The organism is Micromonospora sp. SD19, from assembly GCF_054462275.1.
In genome coordinates this window covers 124,736-143,820 of the sequence record NZ_JBTLMN010000004.1, presented here as the reverse complement: position 1 = coordinate 143,820, position 19,085 = coordinate 124,736, and the positions used below count along the sequence as shown (strand labels likewise).

The window sequence follows — 19,085 nt, the reverse complement described above, 5'->3', positions numbered from 1 at the left end:
AGGAACGGCTGAGCCCCGACGAGTGTTGGCGTTCAACGCGTCTCTCCGGCCCGCTCGCCGCCATCTGCCGGTGTCAGCATCTCCAGCTGGGCGTACACCAGCTCGTCAATGAGCCGGTCCACCTGCGCGCACGACAAGAGTACGGTCTGCGTCGCGCCGTAACGGGTCGCGTCGAGCTTCACGGCCAGGTCCCGGCGGGCGAACCGGTCGACGATCAGTTGGACGGTGACCCAGCCGGTCCGCTCCCGTCCGATGGTGGAGAGAAGCCCGCGGTGCATCGGGTCGTTCGGTCCACAGCCTCGACACCAGACCGGGCACACGACCGGCGCGACCGACGACGGCGACCGACCCTCTGGGCTGGCAGCACCCTCACTCATCGCTGGCCCCTTGCTGCCCGGTGGCCTGGGCCAGCGATCCGCTAAGTTGCTCAACCAGTTGGGCTGCCTGCGGCAAGGACAACTCCGCCCAGGCGTTCCCGGCTCGGCACGTCACATGAACACCGACCATGGGAGCGCCCAGAGCCTCACTGCTGATGAGGTACGTGACGACAAGGCCGCCCGCCCGACTGTCGCCAGCCCGCTGCATGGGGCCGCGATGACGGCGGGCCATATGCGTCATCACCGGCGGCACCAGGTAACCGCAGCGATCGGGCGCGCACCAGTCCGGATGGCTGGTGACGGCAGCCGGCTTGTCCGTGCGACTCATCGCGGCCACCGCCCGCCGTTGCCTCGGAAGAGTTGGGCCCGTGTCATTAGGGGCGCATACCGGAGCACAGGCAATTGACGGGTGGGGCCTGTCGACCACCGCGGCGAGGAGGTCGTAGAAGCCGCGCGCGGACTCGACTGACCGATGCTGCTGGCAGCCGGGGCAGTTGGGCGTCTCCGAGACCACCAGGACGAAAGCCAATGGTGCCGACGAAGAGAGCCGGACATCGCACCTCCACAGGTAGGTGGGGACCGGTGGCCAGCCACGGGGGAATGCAGCCGGCCACCGGCCCGGATGAAGGCACGGCGCACCGTCCGACGACGCGAACGGGTCGGGTATCGCCGAGCCAACTCGTACGCGCGGCTACCGCAACCGGTCCGACAGGACGCCGCGCATCAGGTGCGACTAGGGCGGGCGCGAAACCACCCCAGGCACGGGCCGTCACCCCAGCCGCACACCAGGAAACGTATCTACAAGTGGACGAGTTGTCTAGACCTCGAAACGGTCACTTGGTTGGCACTTGGTAAGACAAGTGCCAGGTACGGTGAGCAGGTGCCCACCCCGCACTACGGACAGCCCCGCTACCGCGTCATCGCCGAAGAGCTGAGAGAGCGCATCGAGAGCGGCGTCATCTCGCCCGGGGCTCTCCTGCCGAGTGAAAGCGCGTTGACTGCCGAATTCCGAGCAGCGCGCGGCACGGTTCGTCAGGCAATAGCCGCGTTACGCGAGGCAGGCTTGGTGGCTACCGAACACGGCCGCGGAACCTATGCAACCCCGCGCGTGCGCGAGCGTGGGCTAGACGAGGGTTCCGAGACGGAAACGCAACAGCGCCAGGTCGCCGCTGACACAGAGCTTGCAGCCCTTTTCGCTGTCGAGGTAGGCGCGCCTCTGGTGGAACACCAGAGGCTCACTCGAACGAACGGAACCGTCGGAACAGTCACCAGAATCTACCGACTCCTTCAAGCAGAGCAATAAGGCCAGTTCGCAACTTCAATACCTCCTCAAGGCGGCCCTGAACGGGCCGCACGCGCCGCCGCCCGGGCGCGCGTCCGTCGCTCCGCTGGCGCTACGACTCCAGCCGCGCAACACGCCCGGCGGCTGGCGCCGAAGCGAGAAGCCCAAGAGGCCCCCGCAGAACGACAGGCCGTTGACCGGTGAGGGGTTGGGCCGGCAGCCGGCCGGGCCGCGCGGCCACGAGCCCGCGCGGCGTAGGGAAGCCACGCCGGGCGCGTCGGCGAGCTGGGGGCGGTAGCGGGGTTGCGGTTACTGCGCCGCCGGCGGGGGCGCTCGGGCTCCGAGATGGTTGCAACCCCGTCGGCGCGTTGCGGTTTGAGGGTGGTTGCGCGAGCCATCCCGCCAGCCGAAGACCCGGGCAAGCCGAGCAGACGACCGCCCGACCCGCCAGCGTCCGAACTTGCGTCAAGGCCGTCTTGACATGGCGGACGTCGGCAGAGGGCGGGTTGGTTCAGGACGACCCTTAGACCACCGCGCCGCGCGACTCGCCGGACTTATCGTCGATCGGACTCCGCACTGTTGAAGCTCATCGCGGTCAGGGTGCAAGCTAGTGTCCAACTCATACTGTTGGAGCAGGACACTTGGCTGACTACGACTTCCGCACCCTCTCGCCCAGTGACTTCGAGCTATTAATCCGGGACCTGCTGGCCGCCGAGTATCGATGGCGTCTAGAGGCCTTCGGGCATGGTCGTGACGGCGGCGTAGACCTAAGAGCCTCAACTCAGAGCGGAAAGGTGGTTGTCCAATGCAAGCATTATCTGGGCTCTACCTTTTCAGATCTGCGCTCGTCGGCACGGCGAGAAGTGCCGAAGATGAACAAAGAAAAACCCGACCGCTACCTCTTCGTTACATCCCAAGATCTCAATCGGACTCAAAAAGATACTCTCGCATCTGACATTACGCCCTGGCTCTCCAATACTGCCGACTTGCTAACTCGCATTGATATAAACGAGCTTCTCGCGAAACACCCGACAGTTGAGCTGCAACACTTCAAACTATGGCTGGCCTCGACTACTGTCTTAGAGCGAATTGTCCATAGTGGCATCTGGGAACGGAGCGAAGCACTGCTTGAAGATATCAGGGACCGAGTCAAGCTGTACGTTCGAACCAGCAGCTTCGAGAAGGCTAGCCAGGTACTTAAGGAAAGACACCTTGTGGTGCTGACTGGACCACCAGGGGTCGGGAAAAGTATGCTCGCTGAAATGCTGGCGCTTGCGCACTGGTATGAGGACTGGCAGATAGTTCCCATCGAAGCCGACGTCGACGAGGCGTGGGAGGCATATAAACCGCAGAGGAAGCAGGTTTTCCTCTACGACGATTTCCTCGGACAGACAGACGTTAGCGAGCGGCGTGCCCGAAAGGATAGCTGGCTCGTCCGTTTTATGGATCGCGTTGCGCGTACGCCGAATAAGCGGCTTGTCATGACAACCAGATCGCAGATCCTCAAGCAGACGGCCCTCATTAGCGAGCCTATTGCTCGAACTGACTTTAGGGTGCTCGAATGCGTGGTCCAGATTGCAGACTACGGGCCAGTTCAGCGAGCCCGGATGCTATACAACCATCTCTACTTCTCAACGCTCACGCGGGACGTGGTCAGGGATTACTCATCTGGGTCGTTTTACTGGAACGTTGTCCAGCACAAAAACTTCTCGCCTCGAATCGTCGAGCTGGTGATCAAGCGCTTTTACTCGTCGGCGGACGAACTCAAGGACGCGCTGAATCACACCCTCGAACATCCCCTGGATCTCTGGGGAATAATCTTCAACACCTCACTTTCCGACCTCGCTCAGCGAGTGGTACTTGCTCTCGCTTCATTCCCGGTTGGTGGCGTCCGGTCCGAGAAGCTCAAAGAGCTGGTGCGGAAGGAAGCCAGGGCGGCCGAGTACTCGAACGCCCTTCGAGTGCTGGAAGGAACGTTCATTCAGATTAGGCAGTCACCAAGTGGAGGGGCGATAGTTTCGTACGCGAATCCGAGCGTACGAGACTTTGTTCTCGCCTTCCTGAACGAAGAATCGGACTACTTCCTGAATCTGATATCTAGTTCGAAGCACTTGGGGCAGGTCAAGGTGCTGCTGGAATATGCATCGTCAGGGGTGGGCGGTGAATTCAAGTATCCCAACTGCGCCCGTGCAGTCCTTGGCAATCAGGACAACGTTACGCAGGTTGTCTTCGGCTTGATCGACGAAAATGGGCGAGACGGTGTTCCCGAAAAAGAACAAGCGCGCCGGAATTATCAGGAAGTTGTCAGGCCGCTCCTCGGCATGATGCAACCGGCGTACCATCTCGTGAGGTCGTCATTCGACCCCATGGTCGCAGTGCTTCTTGAGCGTTTAAGGGGCGAAGCGTCAGGCTACATGGACCCGGACGACTGGCAATTGTTTAACGTTGCAATAATGGCTCGACACCTAGAAAACCCTAGCAAGTCTCCGTACAGCGAAGAGCTTAGGTGGGCTTTTGATAACTGGGGATCTCTTCTGTATTCGATTGACGATGTAGGCGAGTTCGAGGACTTTTTCAATAAACACCAGTCTACGCTAGAAGGCGGTTTCGATGCGTACTCGGCCTTTCGCGATTACGTCGTCGCTGGACTAAGACAGGAATTAGAGAATCTGTCTGGCAATGAGAGGGATAGAGACACTGATTATCAGTGGGTTGATGCAGTGGAGGATGCGGCCAGGAGGCTCTACGTATGGCCTGAATTGGCCGCAACCGTCGAATCCTCTCGGACCTCGATCGAGGAGTATTACGCCGAGAGGGAGCAGTTCGGCTCCCAACCAACCTCTGGCGCTGGATATTGGCCCTCCTCCGGTGAGACCCGAGTATCGGCTAAGGACCGCATCGTGATCGAAGGCATGTTTCGTGAACTGTCGTAGATCTCGAATGGTGACGATTTCACATCCCCTCTTCCCTGGGTCGGGTAGGGGTATGACGCGTTCATGGCGGAGGCGGGTTTCCGCCACTGCGGCTTGCCCTATTGCACCACCAGGGCCACGACCTTGCCGCTCGGACCAGTAGTCCGCCCCAGGTCAGTGAACCCTCGACGAGGCTCCATGCAACACCTCCAGCAATCATGCAAGAGATCAGCAGTCAGGCGTGTTTGTACAAACGTTAGCTGCCAGTAAAGTCCGGCTTCAAGGGAAGCTTGTTGAATGATCGATCCCGTAGCAATTCTAGGGTAACCGCATTTTCAGGGAACTCACTCAGCCACTTAGTAACAGTAGTACGGGAACATCCGGCTTCTAGACCTGCAAGGGCAAGAACGCGCCTGTGGAGCGGGTTCTCAGCCCGTTTGACAGCCTCAGCGATCACGACCTGGGCTACCTTGGGGTTCCACTTCGCAAGACGCTGGGAAGCGACTGCGGTCATGGGTAGCGAGGATCCACCTCGGGAGAGGATGGACGCAAACTCCTCCTGAATGGGGCGACCAACTTTGCCGCGCGACGGGAACATGGTCCCAAGTTGGGCCGCCGCCCACTCGACCTTGGACCAGGGCTTTCCGAGATAATCGATGTACCAGTCCTCCATGTCGCCGGTCTTTTTCGCATCCCGAAAAAGCCGCGCTAGCGAATCAGCAGCTTGCGGCATTCGCATGGCCACTTCGATGAAGCTATCGACCTTTACAAAGTGCTTGTAAGTGCGCATCCGGGTGGTGGCGAACTTGAGAGAAGTGCGGCTTGCGGTTTCTTTGGCATCAACTAGCCGCTCCACTAGTTCATCAAGCCGCTTGGTAACGAGCTTCCTTCTGAAGAGGACCTTCCCAAACGAGAGTTCCTCGTCGATTGCGCTGTGCTCTACCTCGCGCGCACTGACAGCAACCTGATCCCCCTCAAGCAGTTCCGTCTTTCCGGAGTTCATGTGGAGGCCGAGATCATTGAGCGCACTATTGATTTCAACTTGGGCACGGCGGAGGTCGCCTGCATCGCCACCGAAGAGCCACACATCGTCCATCCATCGCACGAAGCTACGCCGCGTACCTGAACCGTAATCGACGTCGGATGAATGGTGATCAAGAACCGCGTCCAACTGCGAAAGATATAGATTAGCAAGTACAGCTGACGCCTGAAAGCGTTGAGGAATGCCGCTTCGGCCGGAGACCCTGCTCCAATTTTTTAGACGAGGAACAAGGTGATCAACTATGGGTCGAGCGCTTGCCCGAGTGATTTTGTCTTCGATCTCTTCGATCAGCCGGTCGGTTGGGATACTTGCAAAGCAAGAAACGATGTCAGTCTTGAGCGCTACATCGAACTCTCCGGCTAGGTGCGACAAGTACGAACGGTAATTCTCCCACTGCCTGTCATTGGGGGAATACACCCCCGGAGTCATGCCCTTCACAGGGAGGCGCCACCCGTATGCGTTGCGATGCATCCCGCCGATCAGGGGCTGGCTGAGGTGGCCTACAAGCGCCTGATAGGCGAGTCGATCTAGCGGGTCCATCACCATCGCCGGCCGGATGCCGAAGTTCTCCTTCGGCACATCGATCTTGGAGATGGTCCTCACATCCGTGCTCTCGATGCGTGCCTCGATCAAGTCACGCCGAGTTGAGACCACCCAGTCCAGCTCGGGCCAGCCCCATGGATCACGGAACCAGTCGCCGACCAGGTCATAGTGGCACGCGGCCAGAGCCCTGTTCAGGTCCAATGATGAGGCCCAAGACACGGCGCACCTACCTTCTCAATTTGGGCGCGAGAGTCCCAATCTTCGCCGAGTCGACCCGACGTTGGCTAGCCACTATTGGGCCGGTTGAGCTGCCGTCTGGGCCATCGCGGGGCCGTCTGGGCCGTGACGGGGCCGTCAAACGCCGACCGACGATGACCAACGGAGACCGGCAGCACCCAATGAAACGGCAGGTCACCCCATGCGAAGGCGGCTGGCCTGGTGGGCGAAGGACGAGTCGACCTGTACACCGGATTCAGCGGCCCCGGCGGATCGGGTAGCTGACAGAAGACCTAGAGGCATGGCCTGGCGGGATATGTTGCCCCGATGGTCCCTCAAGGCTATGAGTTGTGGCTGTCCCAGCCAGCCGAGGAAGGCTCTGAGCGCGAGGTCGGCCGGGTGATCGGATGGGAACCCGACGGCCGCGAGTATGTACCGGTCATCGCCGTCACCCTGCCTGACGGATCGCTGCTGGGAGTTCAGAAGGCGCGGTCGGACCTTGACGGCTGCGTGCTGGGCAGCAGTCGTGAGGAAGTCAGCGAGTCGTAGCGACGGATGCCGCCGCAACGGTCGCTACCGTCGACAACAACGCTGACGATGGACGAGCTGAAGCACCGCGCCGAGTTTCTTGCGAGCAAGGGGCTACCATGGCTGGCAGCTCGATGGGCTGAGACCAGGGCTGGTCCTGGTTCCAGTGCTGCTCTTCATGGTGGCCGCCTTCATCCTCACTCTGATCTCGACCGCAGTTCTGGCGGAACCGGACGGGGAAGGCAAGGTGATCTCAATGAAGTTGTTCGTTAGCTCTGCTACGTGTGTCCTCGGTGGTCTTGCTACCAACCTGGCGGCATCAGCACTGGTCTGAGCCCATCGATCCCCGCCACCGGTGAGGGTGCCCAGGACACACACGGGCACAACTCACCGTCAAACGTCGTCGAGCAACGACCAACGATGGCAGCCGAGGAACCGTGCCAGCAGGTGCCGCACACCGATCCCGCTGGTGGTGGGATAGCAGCTCTAAGTTCCGCTTCAAGGTCTGAGGCTGCTCGCTGTGTCCAGGCACCATGATCACTAGGCCATCATCGGTCTTCCTGATCCAATTCTCCAAGGGTGAGAAGTGATGGGTCGAGCAGGTCGGCGCGCAGCGTTGCCCTCACTTGGTCAATAACGTCATATAGTTCGCCGATTATGCCGGCGAGATCTCTCATCTCGTCATAAATCTTGACCTTGGCCTCTATAGCCTCGTTGGCTTCGCAGTTGCGTTTGGCAAGATGCAGTTTGTAGCAACCAGCCCAGAAGGAATTACTCACCTTAAGGAATTCCGCCATCTTGCCCCAAGTGACTGCGGTCCACATGTGGGAATCTCGAAATACCGGTGCAGGACGACCGAAGGAAGCTTCATTCTTAACTATCGCTGTTGGATCATTCTCGGTGCCGTCCTGCCACAGCACGTTGTTTAGTCGTTGTATTTCCGCCTCGCACTCTGCCAACCAACTCGCAAGAGCGCTGTAGGCGGACTCAAGGTGCCGTTGTTGACGCTCCTTCTGAGCAGCCCTTTCTTGGCGTTCGGCCTGCTCACGAGCAATCGTTAGAGCAACTTCTTGTTGCCTGCGGGCAGCAGAGAATGTCGCTAAGACGCCCGCGATACCGACGGCTGTGCCGCCTAATGTGGCGGCTAGAGAAACCACATCCTGCGCTTCCATGGCGGCAAACATACCAACGACTATCAAGGACTAGGTCGCGCGGACGTTCGAGGAACAGGGATGGCCGGTATGCGGCGACAGGTAGAGCCGCGGCGCAGTTGACGCTGTCAGCCGGGACACCTCAGGCTGACGCTCCACCGTTCGGCCGTGTTGACCTCGCACAACCCTAACCAGCCGCAAGACGAGCACGCCCGGCACACCGGCTCAGGAGGGAGAGGCAAGGCCAGGATGCCCGAGCGCGACCCGGTTGGGTCATCTTAAAGCCGAAATCGCCGAATACGGCCGCTCCGGACGAGTGCGGCGGGTGGCAGGTGGCAGGTGGCTGTAGACAGCAACGATGACAGCAACCGCCAGGCACGGGGACAGCCGTCGGCGGCCGGACGCGAACAGCCGCCCGAGGTCGCGGATATGCACCGACGCTGCCGGACGAAGTGCCTAGAACCTACAATCCAGGGGTCACGTCCCGGACCGTCTGGCCGTCGCCGCGCCGTGGAGCGACGACCTGGACATCATTGGTACTGGCTCCGATTGATTCCAGTGTGATTGATTCCAGTGTCGAGTCCCACCACATGCTTGACGAATCCGTCCCACCACATGCTTGACGCTGGGTCTAGAAGACGCACCGATTGACGAGGTGGACCGGGACCGGTGGTTACGTTGTGCTGCTGGGCTTGCTGATCTTCGTTTCTCTGGTTGTGGCCCACGCCCCAGCCGCTTCGGTCAGCTTCCCGATCAGGTCAGTCTTGCCCTCGGTGTAAGCCTCACGGTCGTTCGGATACCGGTCTGCCAAGTCTCGCTTGAGGGCTTCGTAGTCGGCACGGGCGTCGGGGTGGGCTCGTAGGTAGTCCCGGAAGGCCAAGACGTTGACGTAACGCGGCGAGCCGGTCGGTACCAGGTGCAGGTGGTGGGTCCGGTGGCTGGGGCGTGGCTTGCAGAACCAGTGCATGACCTCAGCGAGATAGGGCCAGTAGCCGTAGCTCAGTGGCTCCAGCAGCTCGATGCAGGGGCGCGACGACTCCAGATCCGCGACGCCAACCATGATGTCGATGACCGGCTTGGCGGCGAGCCCGGGCACTGCCGTGCTGCCGACATGGTGGATGCCGCCAGTGATCCAGGGATCGATGGTTTGGCCGATCACGCTGGCCTCCTCGACGAACCGCTCGGGCCATGCGACGTCGTAGGGCTCAATGTGAATGGGGGCGTTAACGTCGCTCGAATCGCTATCGCTGTCCGGCATGGGATCACTCTGTCAGGGCAGCGGTCTCGCCGCAGTTCCAGCAGTAAGCCGACGATCATGTCAAGCATCTGGTGGGACTCGACTGTCAAGCATGTCCCGTGACGGGACAGTGTGATTGATTCCAGGTGCTGCCGATTTCTTCTGTTCTGGATCAAGGCGCCGCGCTCCGCACGGCGCGGGCGGTGAGCCGGCCGGCGGCAAGCCGCCCCGGCCGCCTCCGGCGCCGGGGCGGAGAGCCACCGACTACCGCCGGACCGCCGCCCCGAACTTCTCCGACATAAGAAGCAGCACGACCACGGCCAAGCGGTACGGAAGCCGGCAGGTCGACCTAATCGAGAGCTAGGGCTTCCGACTGCCGCGCCAGTCCAACCCCGGGACTGACTTGCCCCCGGCCCAACTCCCGCAGCGGCAGAGCCCGACAAGCAGCCCTCAGCCGGTCGCTCCAGGCGCGGCCCATGTCAGGCCGGCAAATCACTAGAGCATGAGCGTCCGCAGCCCCAGGAGAGCCCTGAGGGGCAAGATCGACCTGCCCACCATCTGCCCACAACCAGTCGTCAACGACTGGACTCAGCCAGACTCAGCTAGATCAACGACAACGGCCCCTGATCAGCATCTCTGCTGGTCAGGGGCCGTGTCTGCACCTGGTGGCGGGTAGAGGATTCGAACCTCTGAAGCTTTCGCGACGGATTTACAGTCCGCTCCCATTGGCCGCTCGGGCAACCCGCCAGGGCACCCCACCGCGTCGCAACGCGGCGGCGGAAGCAAGAATAGCGGCTCCCCCCGGCACCGACGCAACCGGGTACCGTCAGGGGGTCGTGCCGCTGGTCGGCGGCCGACGGCAGGCCCAGACCGCCGGACAGCAGGAGCAGAAACATGGCAGCGAACCCGTCGTTCGACATCGTGAGCAAGGTTGACCGTCAGGAGGTCGACAACGCCCTTCGGCAGGCGGAGAAGGAGCTTGCGACGCGGTTCGACTTCCGCGGCACCGGCGCTGAGATCTCCTGGTCGGGCGAGGAGGCGATCGGTCTTCAGGCGGAGACCGAGGAGCGTGTCCGCGCCGCGCTGGACGTGTTCAAGGAGAAGCTCGTCAAGCGGAACATCTCGCTGAAGTCGCTGGATGCTGGGGAGCCGCGCCCGTCGGGCAAGATCTTCAAGATCGACTGCAAGGTGATCCAGGGCATTGAGGCGGACAAGGCCAAGGCCATCAGCAAGAAGATCCGCGACGAGGGTCCCAAGGGCGTGCAGGCGCAGATCCAGGGCGACCAACTGCGGGTGACCGGCAAGAAGCGCGACGACCTGCAGGCCGTCATCTCGCTGTTGAAGGGCGAGGATTTCGGCGTGGCCCTTCAGTTCAACAACTACCGCTGACGGCTGTCCACGGCGAGCCGACCTGGGGACGCAGCGCATCCGGGTGAGATCGACTCGGGTTCCTGAAAGTCGGGGCATCCAAGCGACTGGGTCACCGCGACATTCAGAAACCTGAGTCGATCAAGCACGATCCGACCACAGCACGGGCCGACCGAGACGCCCGCTAGGTACGCACGTAGTCAGGCGGGGACGGGCTGTTCGGTGCGTACCGCTGTGGTTTCCGCGCGGGCGATGGGCCCGGCGGGCAGTGCGGCGACCACGGCACCGACGGCGACCGCCGCCCCGGCGAACAGGAACGCCCAGCGGACGCCGCCGGCGTGGTCCACGATCACGCCGGCCACCGAGCCGCCGGCCGCGCTGGACGCCACCGCGACGGTGACCACCCAGGTGTACGCCTCGTTCAGCATGCCGGTCGGGGCGATCCGGCCGACCAGGGTGTTCTCCAGGGTCAAGGCGGGCGCGATGGTGGCCCCGCCGGCGACCAGGGCGACACCCAACGCCAGCGGGGTGGGCATCACCGCGAACACGGCGAAGGTGGCGGCCAGCGCGGCGAGCAGGAAGGCGAACTGCCGGGTCATGTTCGGTGCTGGCCGCCGGACGCCGAACCAGAGCCCGCCGAGGGCGCTGCCGATCCCCCAGACCGCGAGGAGCACACCGGCGAGGCTCTCCGGGTCGTCGGTGGCGTGGTCGCTCGCGAACGCCGGCACGATCACCCCGGCGGCCCCGAACGCGATGCCCAGGCCGGCCACGCAGATCAGCAGGGCCGGGAAGCCGGGGACCCGCAGCGGGCCGAGCCCGCGGGCGTGGTGTTCGCGCGGGTGCGGGCGCCAGCCGCGCATGACCCGGCCGAGGGCCACGGCGGTCGTGCCGAACAGGGTGACCACCGCCGCACCGATCAGCGCGGCTGACGCGTCGGCGACGAGGACGAAGCCGGCGACGAGCAGTGGGCCGAGGACGAAGACGATCTCGAAGAGGGTGGTCTCGGCGGCCATTGCCGTGTTGCGCAGGTGGGAACGGCCGGAGTTCGGGCTGGTCAGGTCGTTCCAGGCGCCTCGAATGGCGGCGGTGAGTGGCGGGTAGGTGGCGCCGGCCACGCCTGCGGCGAGGTAGATGACGGGGAGAGCGTCGTCGCCGGAGCGGCTGGCCAGCAGCAACCCGATGAGCGCCAGCGGGTGGGCGACGGCGGTGAGCAGCAGGACGGGGGTGGGGCCGACCCGGTCGGCGACCCGTCCGGCTATCGGGCTGAGCGCGGCACCGGCGAGGGCGTAGATGCCGCCCGCGATGGCGGCCAGCGAGTAGCGCCCGGTCACCTGTTCGACCACCAGGAGCAGCGCCAGGGGGGTCATACCGATTCCGAGCCGCCCGATGATGCCGGTGACCAACAGCATGGGCGCCCCGGGGATCCGCCAGACACCCAGGTACTGACGCAGCGCGGTCACCGTGAACCTCCCGAGGGTGTAATGAGCGTGAGCCGTTATGACCCTAACGCCACCGCCGGGCGGGTAGACAACGGAAATACAGCAGTCCGCCCGTACCCGGCGTGGCCGGGTACGGGCGGAGGCGGTCGATCAGCGGGTCAGCGCTGGAACTGGACCGGCCCCGAGTTGCGGGCCATCTGCTCCAGCCGGGCCACGCGGTCCTCCATCTTCGGGTGCGTGGAGAAGAGCGCGGCCATGCCGCCACCCCGGAACGGGTTGGCGATCATGAGGTGGGCGGTGCTGGTGAGCTGGCCCTGGGCCGGCAACGGCCGGCGTCGGGCAACCGCGTCGATCTTGCGCAGCGCGCTGGCCAGGGCCAGCGGGTCGCGGCTCAACTCGGCGCCCGAGGCGTCCGCCTGGAACTCGCGGCTCCGGCTGATCGCCAGTTGGATCACCGTGGCGGCGATCGGGCCCAGGATCAGAGTGAGCAGCAACACAGCCGGGTTCGGGCGGTCCTCGTCGTCCCCGCCGCCCAGCGGGATGAAGAAGGCGAGGTTCGCCAGCAGGGTGATGATGCTGGCCAGGCCGGCCGCCACGCTGGAGATCAGGATGTCCCGGTTGTAGACGTGGGACAGCTCGTGCCCGATCACACCGCGCAGTTCGCGGTAGTCGAGGATCTCGGTGATGCCCTGGGTCACGCAGACGGCCGCGTGCTGCGGGTTACGACCGGTGGCGAAAGCGTTGGGCTGCGCGGTCGGGCTGACGTAGAGGCGCGGCATCGGCTGCCGGGCGTCGGCGGCCAACTCCCGGACCATCCGGTACAGCTCGGGGAACTGCGCCTCGGTGACCGGTTGCGCCCCCATCGAGCGCAGCGCGAGCTTGTCGGAGTAGAAGTAGGTGACGCCGTTCATGACCAGAGACACGAGGACGGCGATGACCAGGCCGCCGCTGCCGCCGAACCAGTAGCCCACCGCCAGGATCAGGGCGCTGAGCAGGCCAAGCAGCGCTGCGGTCTTCAGACGGTTGTGGTGCACGATGTCTCCTTCGGTGCACGGATCGCCGGGATCCGCTGACCGGTGTAACAACCCGGTACCCACCAACCATCCGTTACAACGCTGAGAGTTCACTGAGACCGAAGTCGCAGGTCAGGTCAACGGCCGGCCAGGTCGAGCACCAGTTGCGGGGCGACACCCAGCACCACGGCGGCCACCGTCGCCACCGCCAGCACCACCGCCACCACACCCACCACGGGTACGGCCGCAGCGCCCCCGACGTTCGGGGCGGCGAGGGGCGTCGGTGCCCACAGCGCGGCGGTCACCCGCAGGTAGTAGGCGAGGCCGATCACGGCGTTCAGCGCCACCACCAGCGCCAGCCACGCCGCGCCACCGTCCAACAGCGCCCGGACCACTGTCACCTTCGCGAACAGGCCGGCCAGCCCCGGCGGCAGACCGGCCAGACCCACCAGCGCGAGACCGAACGCCGCAGCCCGCCACGGATGCCGGCGGGCCGCGCCGCGCAGGTCGTCCACCGTGCCGCCGTCCGCGCCCGCCGGCCGCAGGGCCGTCAACCCGGCGAAGGCGGCAAGCTCCAACACCACGAAGAAGACGGCGTACGCCACGGCGGCCGCGTACGCGGCGGACCGCGCCTCGTCGGTGCGCCCGGCGGCCAACGCCAACGCTCCCAGCGGGGCGAGGATGTAGCCGGCCTGCGCGACTGACGACCAGGCGAGCAGCCGGACGGTCCGCCGCTGACGCAGCGCCACCAGGTTGCCCACGGTCATGGTGAGCACCGCGAGCACCGCGAGCACCGGGCCGGTCTGGTCGGCGGGCAACGCCCGCTGCACCACGGCGAGCAGGGCGATCAGGCCGCCCAGCTTCGACGCGGTGGACAGGTACGCGGCCACCGGCAGCGGCGCGCCGTCGTAGGTGGCCGGCGCCCAGGCGTGGAACGGCACCGCCGCCACCTTGAACGCCAACCCGACCAGCAGCACCGCCACCGCGGCGCTGGTCAACGGCAGGTCCCGCAGCTCAGGCTGCTCGGCGAGCAAACCGCCGAGCCGGTCCAGGTGCAGCCCGCCGGTCACCGCGTACAGCAGCGCCGCGCCGAGCAGGGTCAGCGTCGTCGCCACCACGCTGACCACGAAGAAGGTCAACGCCGCCTCGGCGCTGGCGAGGCTCCCCCGACGCAGGCCGACCAGCACGTACAGCGGCAGGGTCAACGTCTCCAGGGCGACGATCAGCGTGATCAGGTCACCGGCCGCGCCGAGCACCACGCCGCCGGTCATCGAGCAGGCCAGCAGGAAGGCGTACTCCCCGATCGGTGACCGCCCGGCCCGCAGCGCGGGCACCGACAGCCCGAGCACACCCAGCGTCAGCAGTGCGACCACCGCGCCGACCAGTGCCGCGCGACCGCCGAAGATCCATGAGCAGTCGGCGCCCACGCAGAACGTGCGCCGCTCGGCACCCGCCCCGACCAGAGCGGAAGCGACGGCGGTGCCGAGCGCGCCGAGGGCTGCCACCGCGAGGGTGGCCCGTGGCCGCGCCACGAGCAGGTCGGTGATGAGGACGAGCACGGCCGTGCCGGCGGCCAGGTAGGCCGGAAGCAGCGCGACGCTGTCCACGCTCTGCACGACGTTCATGGCTTGACCACCCCGATGAGAGCGTCGACCGGGGCCTCGGCGACACCGAGGACCAGTGTCGGCGCCAGCCCGATGGCCAACGCGAGCAGCACCAGCGGCACCCAGGCGGTCAACTCCGCCCCGGCCAGGCCGGCGCCGACCTGCCCGACGGCGGGGCTCGGTCGGTTGTGGGTGACCTGGCGCAGCAACCGCAGGAAGTACGCGGCGGTGAGCGCCCCCCCGATCGCCGCCAGCACCCCGAGGGTGGTCCAGAGCGGGCCGCCCACCTGCAGTGCGGCGACCACCGCGAACGCCTCACCCCAGAAGCCGGCCAACCCGGGCAGGCCCAGCGACGCGATCGCCGCGAACGCGAGCAGACCCGCCAACCGGGGCGCGGTCTCCCGCAGCCCGGACAGCTCCGCGAGCGCACCCGTGCCGGTACGGTCCTTCACCGCCCCGGCCAGGAAGAACAGCAGGCCGGTGATCACGCCGTGCGCGACGTTGCCGATCAACGCCGCCTGGATGCCGGTGGCGGTCAGCGTGGCGACGCCGAGCAGTACGAAACCCATGTGCCCCACGCTGGAGTACGCGATGAGCCGCTTCACGTCCGACTGGGCCAGGCAGACCAGCGAACCGATCAGGATCGCGGCGACGGCCAGCACGCCGAGCACCGGCGCCGCCCAGCGGGCACCCTCCGGCGCCACCCCGACCGCGACCCGGATCAGACCGTACGTGCCCATCTTGAGCAGCACACCGGCCAACACGACACTGCCCACGGTGGGTGCCTGGGTGTGCGCGTCGGGCAGCCAGGAGTGCAGCGGCCACAGCGGGCTCTTCACCGCGAAAGCCAACGCCAACAGCGTGAACGCGGCCAACTGGGTGCCCCTGGACAACCCCGCCCCACCGGTCAGCATCACCAGGTCGGCGGTGCCGGCGGCGGCGACCACGACGTACACGCCGACCAGCAGCAGCACCGACCCGAACAGTGTGTAGAGGGCGAACTTCCGGGCGGCCCGACGCCGGTCCGCGCCACCCCAGCCAGCGATGATCGCGTACATCGGCAGCAGGACGACCTCGAAGAAGAGGAAGAACAGCACCAGGTCCAGGGCGAGGAAGGTGCCCAGGATGCCCACCTCGACCACCAGCAGCAGCGCTACCAACGCCCGGCCGCTGCCGCCGCCGGGCACCCGCCACATCGTGTACGCGCAGCAGAGCAGCGTGAGCAGCGCCGTCAACACCACCAGCGGCCAGGAGATGCCGTCGACGCCGAGGTGGAAGCGCAACTCCAGACCGGGCACCCACGGCAGATCCAGTTGGTGCCACGGGCGCACCGCCGGGGCGCCAGCCGACCAGGCGACCCAACCTCGACCGCCGAACACCAGCGGCACCGCCGCCAGCAGGGTCAACGCCGCCGCGATCGTGCCGACCAGGCGGGCTGCCCGGTCCCGGGGCGTTGCCGCCACCGCGACCGCGCCCAGCGCCGGCAGCGCCAGCACCGCGACCAGCAACCCCTGCCCGACACTCATCGGGTTCCTCCAATGACCGCGGCGGCCAGGCCGATGAGCAGCGCGCCGGCCAGCACACCGGCGGCGGCTCGGGGCAGCGCCGCGCGGTGCAGCGCGGCCAGCCCCGCGCCCAGACCCGACGCGGCTCGGCCACTGCCCTCGACAGCACCGTCCACCAGCACCTCGTCACCGGTGCGCACGACACGGGCCAGCGCGCGCACGGGGCGTACGACAAGGGTGTGCTGGACGTCGTCGAGCCGGAACGCGCTGGCGAAGACCGGCCGCAGCGGACCCAGCGCGGCGGCCGGGTCGGCCGCCCGGTCACGACGCCAGCCCAGCGTCACCAGCCCGGCGCCGAGTAGCAGGAACGCGAGCGGCAGCAGCACCCCCGACCCGAGGTGGACCAGGCCGTCCTCGGAACCCGCCACCGGGACGGTGGGGAACCGCAGGCGGTCGGCGAACGCCCCGACGAACCCGGCCAGACCGAGCAGCGCGGCTGGCACGGCCAACAGCACCACCGGCCAGCGCAGCACCGCCGGCGGGTCGTGCGGCCGAACCAGGGGCAGGCGCGCAGTGCCGAAGAAGGCGCGCAGCAGCAGCCGACCGGCGTACCAGGCGGTGACGACAACGCCGACCAGCCCGGCGACCCAGACGATCCAGCCCACCCAGGACGGCACCGGGCCGGTGCCCTCCAACGCCGCCGACTCGGCGACCGTCAGTACGCCGTCCTTGCTCCAGAAACCGGCCAACGGCGGCACTCCGGCCAGCGCACCCAGGCCCACCACAGTGCACCAGAACGTCACCGGCATGCTGCGCCGCAGCCCGCCCATCTCCGACATCAGGGTGGTGCCGACGGCGTGGATCACGACGCCGGCGGCGAGGAACAGCAGCGCCTTGAAGGCGGCATGGGTGAGCAGGTGGAACAACGCGGCCGACGGTGAGCCGACCGCCAGCGCCCCGGTCATGTAGCCCAACTGGGACACTGTCGACCAGGCCAGCACGCGTTTGATGTCGTCCTGGGCGGTGGCGGCGAGCGCGCCGAGCAGCAGCGTGATCGCGCCGAGCACCCCCAGCACTGTCAGCGTCACCGGCGCTGCCGTGAACAGCGGGTAGAGCCGGGCCACCGCGTACACCCCGGCGGCGACCATCGTCGCGGCGTGGATCAGCGCGGAGATCGGGGTCGGACCGGCCATCGCGTCCGGCAGCCAGGTGTGCAGCGGGAACTGCGCGCTCTTGCCGGCCACACCGGCGAGCAGCAGCAGGCCCGCGGCGGTCAACGTCGCGCCGGAGTGGTCGTGGGCGAGCACGTCGGCGATCCGGAAGCTGCCCGTCGACACACCCAGCAGCGCGATGCCGAGCAGGAACCCGACGTCACCCACCCGGGTCACCAGGAACGCCTTCATGGCGGCGGCGGGCGCGCCGGCCAGTCGGCGGTCGTGGGCGATGAGCAGGTACGAGCAGAGGCCCATCACCTCCCAGCCGACCAACAACATGATCAGGTCGCCGGCGACCACCACCAGCAACATGGCACCGGTGAAGAGGCTGATCTGGGCGGCGTAGGGCGGATAGCGGTGATCGACGTCAACATCGTCGTGCGGGCCGCGCCGCAGGTAGCCGATCGAGTAGACCTGCACGGCCAGGGCGACAGCGGTGACCGCCACCGCGACCAGCGCGGCGGCGCCGTCCAGCCGTACGCCGAGAGTCACCGCCAGCCCGCCGAAGTCGACCCAGGTGGCCGACGTCTCCGTCGGCCGGTCGACGGTGAGCAGCAGCGCGACGGCCAGCGCCAACGCGCCGGCCGCACCGGTCACGCCGAGCGTCACGGCCGCCGCCCGGGCCCGGTCGCCGCCGGTCGCGTTCTCGCGCCGGGAGGCCGCGGGCAGCAACAGGCCGAGCAGCCCGGCGACCAGCGGTACGGCGGGCAGCAGCGCCCCGAGCAGCCCGCTCACCGGCCCGCCTCCGAATCCAGGACGGCCGGCTCGCGCCCGCCGACCGGCGGCGACGGCTCGGTCAACGGCACGTCATCCACGGCGACGGTCGCGCGTAGCCGGTAGAGCTGAAGGACGATCGCCAGCCCCACCCCGATCTCCGCGGCGGCGAGGACGATGACGAACAGGGCGAAGACCTGCCCCGAGTGTGGGAGCACGGCGCGGGCGGTGGTGTCCGCGGTGACCAGGATCAGGTTGACCGCGTTGAGCATCAACTCGACGGACATCAGCACCAGCACCGCGTTGCGGCGACGCAGCACGCCGTACACGCCGAGACCGAACAGCAGCGCGGCGGTGACGTACGGGATGACCGGCCTCACCGGCGCCCCCCGGGCTCGCTGTCGACCCGGTCGGCTGCCCGGCCGTCGCCGGGCGGGCCGGCGCGGCCGATGTCCGGCCGGGACAGCACGATCGCGCCCACCAGGGCGGAGAGCAGCAGCACCGAGAGCACCTCGAACGGCAACACCCAGGACTGGAAGATCTGCTCACCCAGCCGCTCGGCGGTGCCGGCGGGCGGCAGCGTGACGGTGCTCCAGCGGTACGCGTCGACCAGCAGGACGGTCAGCCCCAGCCCGGCGCCGCCACCGATCAGCGCGGCCGGCCAGCCGGGCCGGTCCAGGTCGTCGGAGGCGCCGATCGGAGCCCGGGTCAGCATCACCGCGAACAGCAGCAGGACCACCACCGCGCCCACATAGATCAGCACCTGCACCCAGGCCACCAACTCGGCGCTGAGCACCAGGAAGTCACCGGCCAACGCGCCCAGGCACACCACCAGGTAGAGCCCGGCCCGGACGAGGTGTTTCGTGGTCACCACCAGCACGCCGGCGCCGACCGCCACCGCACCGAGGGCGAGCAGCAGCACATCCGCGCCGGTCACCGG

Annotated in this window: 16 protein-coding genes and 1 tRNA gene; 4 read left to right on the top strand and 13 right to left on the bottom strand. The window is 66.4% G+C overall.

Annotated elements, in window-relative coordinates; genetic code table 11:
* Positions 1-32: 32 nt before the first annotated feature.
* Positions 33-278, bottom strand: coding sequence for a precorrin-4 C11-methyltransferase (locus tag ACX27O_RS16220; RefSeq protein ID WP_458939700.1), 246 nt, complete (start codon positions 276-278; stop codon positions 33-35).
* Positions 279-369: 91 nt separating this feature from the next.
* A complete protein-coding gene (locus ACX27O_RS16215; protein WP_458939699.1) occupies positions 370-705 on the bottom strand; it encodes a hypothetical protein in 336 nt (111 codons plus the stop codon).
* Between the two features lie 552 nt (positions 706-1,257).
* Between ACX27O_RS16215 and ACX27O_RS16210 the strand changes: the two genes are divergently transcribed.
* Together ACX27O_RS16210 and ACX27O_RS16205 are read left to right on the top strand one after the other, a co-directional pair.
* The gene (locus ACX27O_RS16210; RefSeq protein ID WP_458939698.1) at positions 1,258-1,680 is read left to right on the top strand and encodes a GntR family transcriptional regulator; all 423 of its coding nucleotides are present in this window, start codon (positions 1,258-1,260) and stop codon (positions 1,678-1,680) included.
* Positions 1,681-2,300: 620 nt separating this feature from the next.
* A complete protein-coding gene (locus ACX27O_RS16205; RefSeq protein WP_458939697.1) occupies positions 2,301-4,592 on the top strand; it encodes an nSTAND3 domain-containing NTPase in 2,292 nt (763 codons plus the stop codon).
* Positions 4,593-4,827: 235 nt separating this feature from the next.
* Here ACX27O_RS16205 and ACX27O_RS16200 read toward each other — a convergent pair whose 3' ends face one another.
* Entirely contained in the window at positions 4,828-6,375 is a 1,548-nt protein-coding gene (locus tag ACX27O_RS16200) for an RNA-directed DNA polymerase (protein WP_458939696.1), read from the bottom strand.
* A 324-nt stretch (positions 6,376-6,699) separates the two neighbouring features.
* On the opposite strand from ACX27O_RS16200, the gene ACX27O_RS16195 reads away from it, so the two are divergent.
* Positions 6,700-6,921 (top strand): hypothetical protein, encoded by a 222-nt coding sequence (locus ACX27O_RS16195; RefSeq protein WP_458939695.1) that lies wholly within the window; start codon positions 6,700-6,702, stop codon positions 6,919-6,921.
* Between the two features lie 527 nt (positions 6,922-7,448).
* Here ACX27O_RS16195 and ACX27O_RS16190 read toward each other — a convergent pair.
* The 3 genes from ACX27O_RS16190 to ACX27O_RS16180 all read right to left on the bottom strand — a co-directional run bounded on the left by ACX27O_RS16190 (position 7,449) and on the right by ACX27O_RS16180 (position 10,035).
* A complete protein-coding gene (locus ACX27O_RS16190; protein ID WP_458939694.1) occupies positions 7,449-8,072 on the bottom strand; it encodes a hypothetical protein in 624 nt (207 codons plus the stop codon).
* Positions 8,073-8,724: 652 nt separating this feature from the next.
* Positions 8,725-9,309, bottom strand: coding sequence for a GrpB family protein (locus ACX27O_RS16185; RefSeq protein WP_458939693.1), 585 nt, complete (start codon positions 9,307-9,309; stop codon positions 8,725-8,727).
* Positions 9,310-9,951: 642 nt separating this feature from the next.
* A tRNA-Tyr gene (locus ACX27O_RS16180) sits at positions 9,952-10,035 on the bottom strand.
* Positions 10,036-10,182: 147 nt separating this feature from the next.
* Here ACX27O_RS16180 and ACX27O_RS16175 point away from each other — a divergent pair.
* Positions 10,183-10,677 (top strand): YajQ family cyclic di-GMP-binding protein, encoded by a 495-nt coding sequence (locus ACX27O_RS16175; RefSeq protein WP_030329827.1) that lies wholly within the window; start codon positions 10,183-10,185, stop codon positions 10,675-10,677.
* Positions 10,678-10,856: 179 nt separating this feature from the next.
* On the opposite strand, the gene ACX27O_RS16170 is transcribed toward ACX27O_RS16175, so the two are convergent.
* The 7 genes from ACX27O_RS16170 to ACX27O_RS16140 all read right to left on the bottom strand — a co-directional run bounded on the left by ACX27O_RS16170 (position 10,857) and on the right by ACX27O_RS16140 (position 19,082).
* Positions 10,857-12,116 carry an MFS transporter gene (locus ACX27O_RS16170; RefSeq protein WP_030329826.1) on the bottom strand — a complete coding sequence of 420 codons (1,260 nt, stop codon included), beginning with the start codon at positions 12,114-12,116 and terminating at the stop codon, positions 10,857-10,859.
* A 137-nt stretch (positions 12,117-12,253) separates the two neighbouring features.
* On the bottom strand, positions 12,254-13,129 hold the full coding sequence (gene htpX / locus ACX27O_RS16165; RefSeq protein ID WP_030329825.1) for a zinc metalloprotease HtpX: 876 nt from the start codon (positions 13,127-13,129) through the stop codon (positions 12,254-12,256).
* A 116-nt stretch (positions 13,130-13,245) separates the two neighbouring features.
* The gene (locus tag ACX27O_RS16160) at positions 13,246-14,733 is read right to left on the bottom strand and encodes an NADH-quinone oxidoreductase subunit N (RefSeq protein ID WP_458939692.1); all 1,488 of its coding nucleotides are present in this window, start codon (positions 14,731-14,733) and stop codon (positions 13,246-13,248) included.
* Positions 14,730-16,238, bottom strand: a complete 1,509-nt coding sequence (locus ACX27O_RS16155) for a complex I subunit 4 family protein (protein WP_458939691.1) — start codon at positions 16,236-16,238, stop codon at positions 14,730-14,732. Before ACX27O_RS16155 ends, ACX27O_RS16160 begins: the two co-directional genes overlap by 4 nt.
* Complete coding sequence (locus ACX27O_RS16150; RefSeq protein WP_458939690.1) at positions 16,235-18,166, bottom strand: NADH-quinone oxidoreductase subunit 5 family protein; 1,932 nt, start codon at positions 18,164-18,166, stop codon at positions 16,235-16,237. The genes ACX27O_RS16155 and ACX27O_RS16150 overlap by 4 nt, the downstream gene beginning before the upstream one ends.
* On the bottom strand, positions 18,163-18,525 hold the full coding sequence (gene nuoK / locus ACX27O_RS16145; RefSeq protein ID WP_030329821.1) for an NADH-quinone oxidoreductase subunit NuoK: 363 nt from the start codon (positions 18,523-18,525) through the stop codon (positions 18,163-18,165). The genes ACX27O_RS16150 and nuoK overlap by 4 nt, the downstream gene beginning before the upstream one ends.
* Positions 18,522-19,082, bottom strand: a complete 561-nt coding sequence (locus ACX27O_RS16140; RefSeq protein WP_458939689.1) for an NADH-quinone oxidoreductase subunit J family protein — start codon at positions 19,080-19,082, stop codon at positions 18,522-18,524. Before ACX27O_RS16140 ends, nuoK begins: the two co-directional genes overlap by 4 nt.
* Between the last annotated feature and the right edge of the window lie 3 nt (positions 19,083-19,085).

Excerpts from the sequence above, each read along its gene's own strand:
- ACX27O_RS16175 (WP_030329827.1), top strand. The coding sequence starts at position 10,183 with ATGGCAGCGAACCCGTCGTTCGACATCGTGAGCAAGGTTGACCGTCAG.
- ACX27O_RS16215 (WP_458939699.1), bottom strand. The coding sequence starts at position 705 with ATGAGTCGCACGGACAAGCCGGCTGCCGTCACCAGCCATCCGGACTGG.
- ACX27O_RS16185 (WP_458939693.1), bottom strand. The coding sequence starts at position 9,309 with ATGCCGGACAGCGATAGCGATTCGAGCGACGTTAACGCCCCCATTCAC.
- ACX27O_RS16155 (WP_458939691.1), bottom strand. The coding sequence starts at position 16,238 with ATGAGTGTCGGGCAGGGGTTGCTGGTCGCGGTGCTGGCGCTGCCGGCG.
- ACX27O_RS16220 (WP_458939700.1), bottom strand. The coding sequence starts at position 278 with ATGCACCGCGGGCTTCTCTCCACCATCGGACGGGAGCGGACCGGCTGG.
- ACX27O_RS16190 (WP_458939694.1), bottom strand. The coding sequence starts at position 8,072 with ATGGAAGCGCAGGATGTGGTTTCTCTAGCCGCCACATTAGGCGGCACA.
- ACX27O_RS16195 (WP_458939695.1), top strand. The coding sequence starts at position 6,700 with ATGGTCCCTCAAGGCTATGAGTTGTGGCTGTCCCAGCCAGCCGAGGAA.
- ACX27O_RS16160 (WP_458939692.1), bottom strand. The coding sequence starts at position 14,733 with ATGAACGTCGTGCAGAGCGTGGACAGCGTCGCGCTGCTTCCGGCCTAC.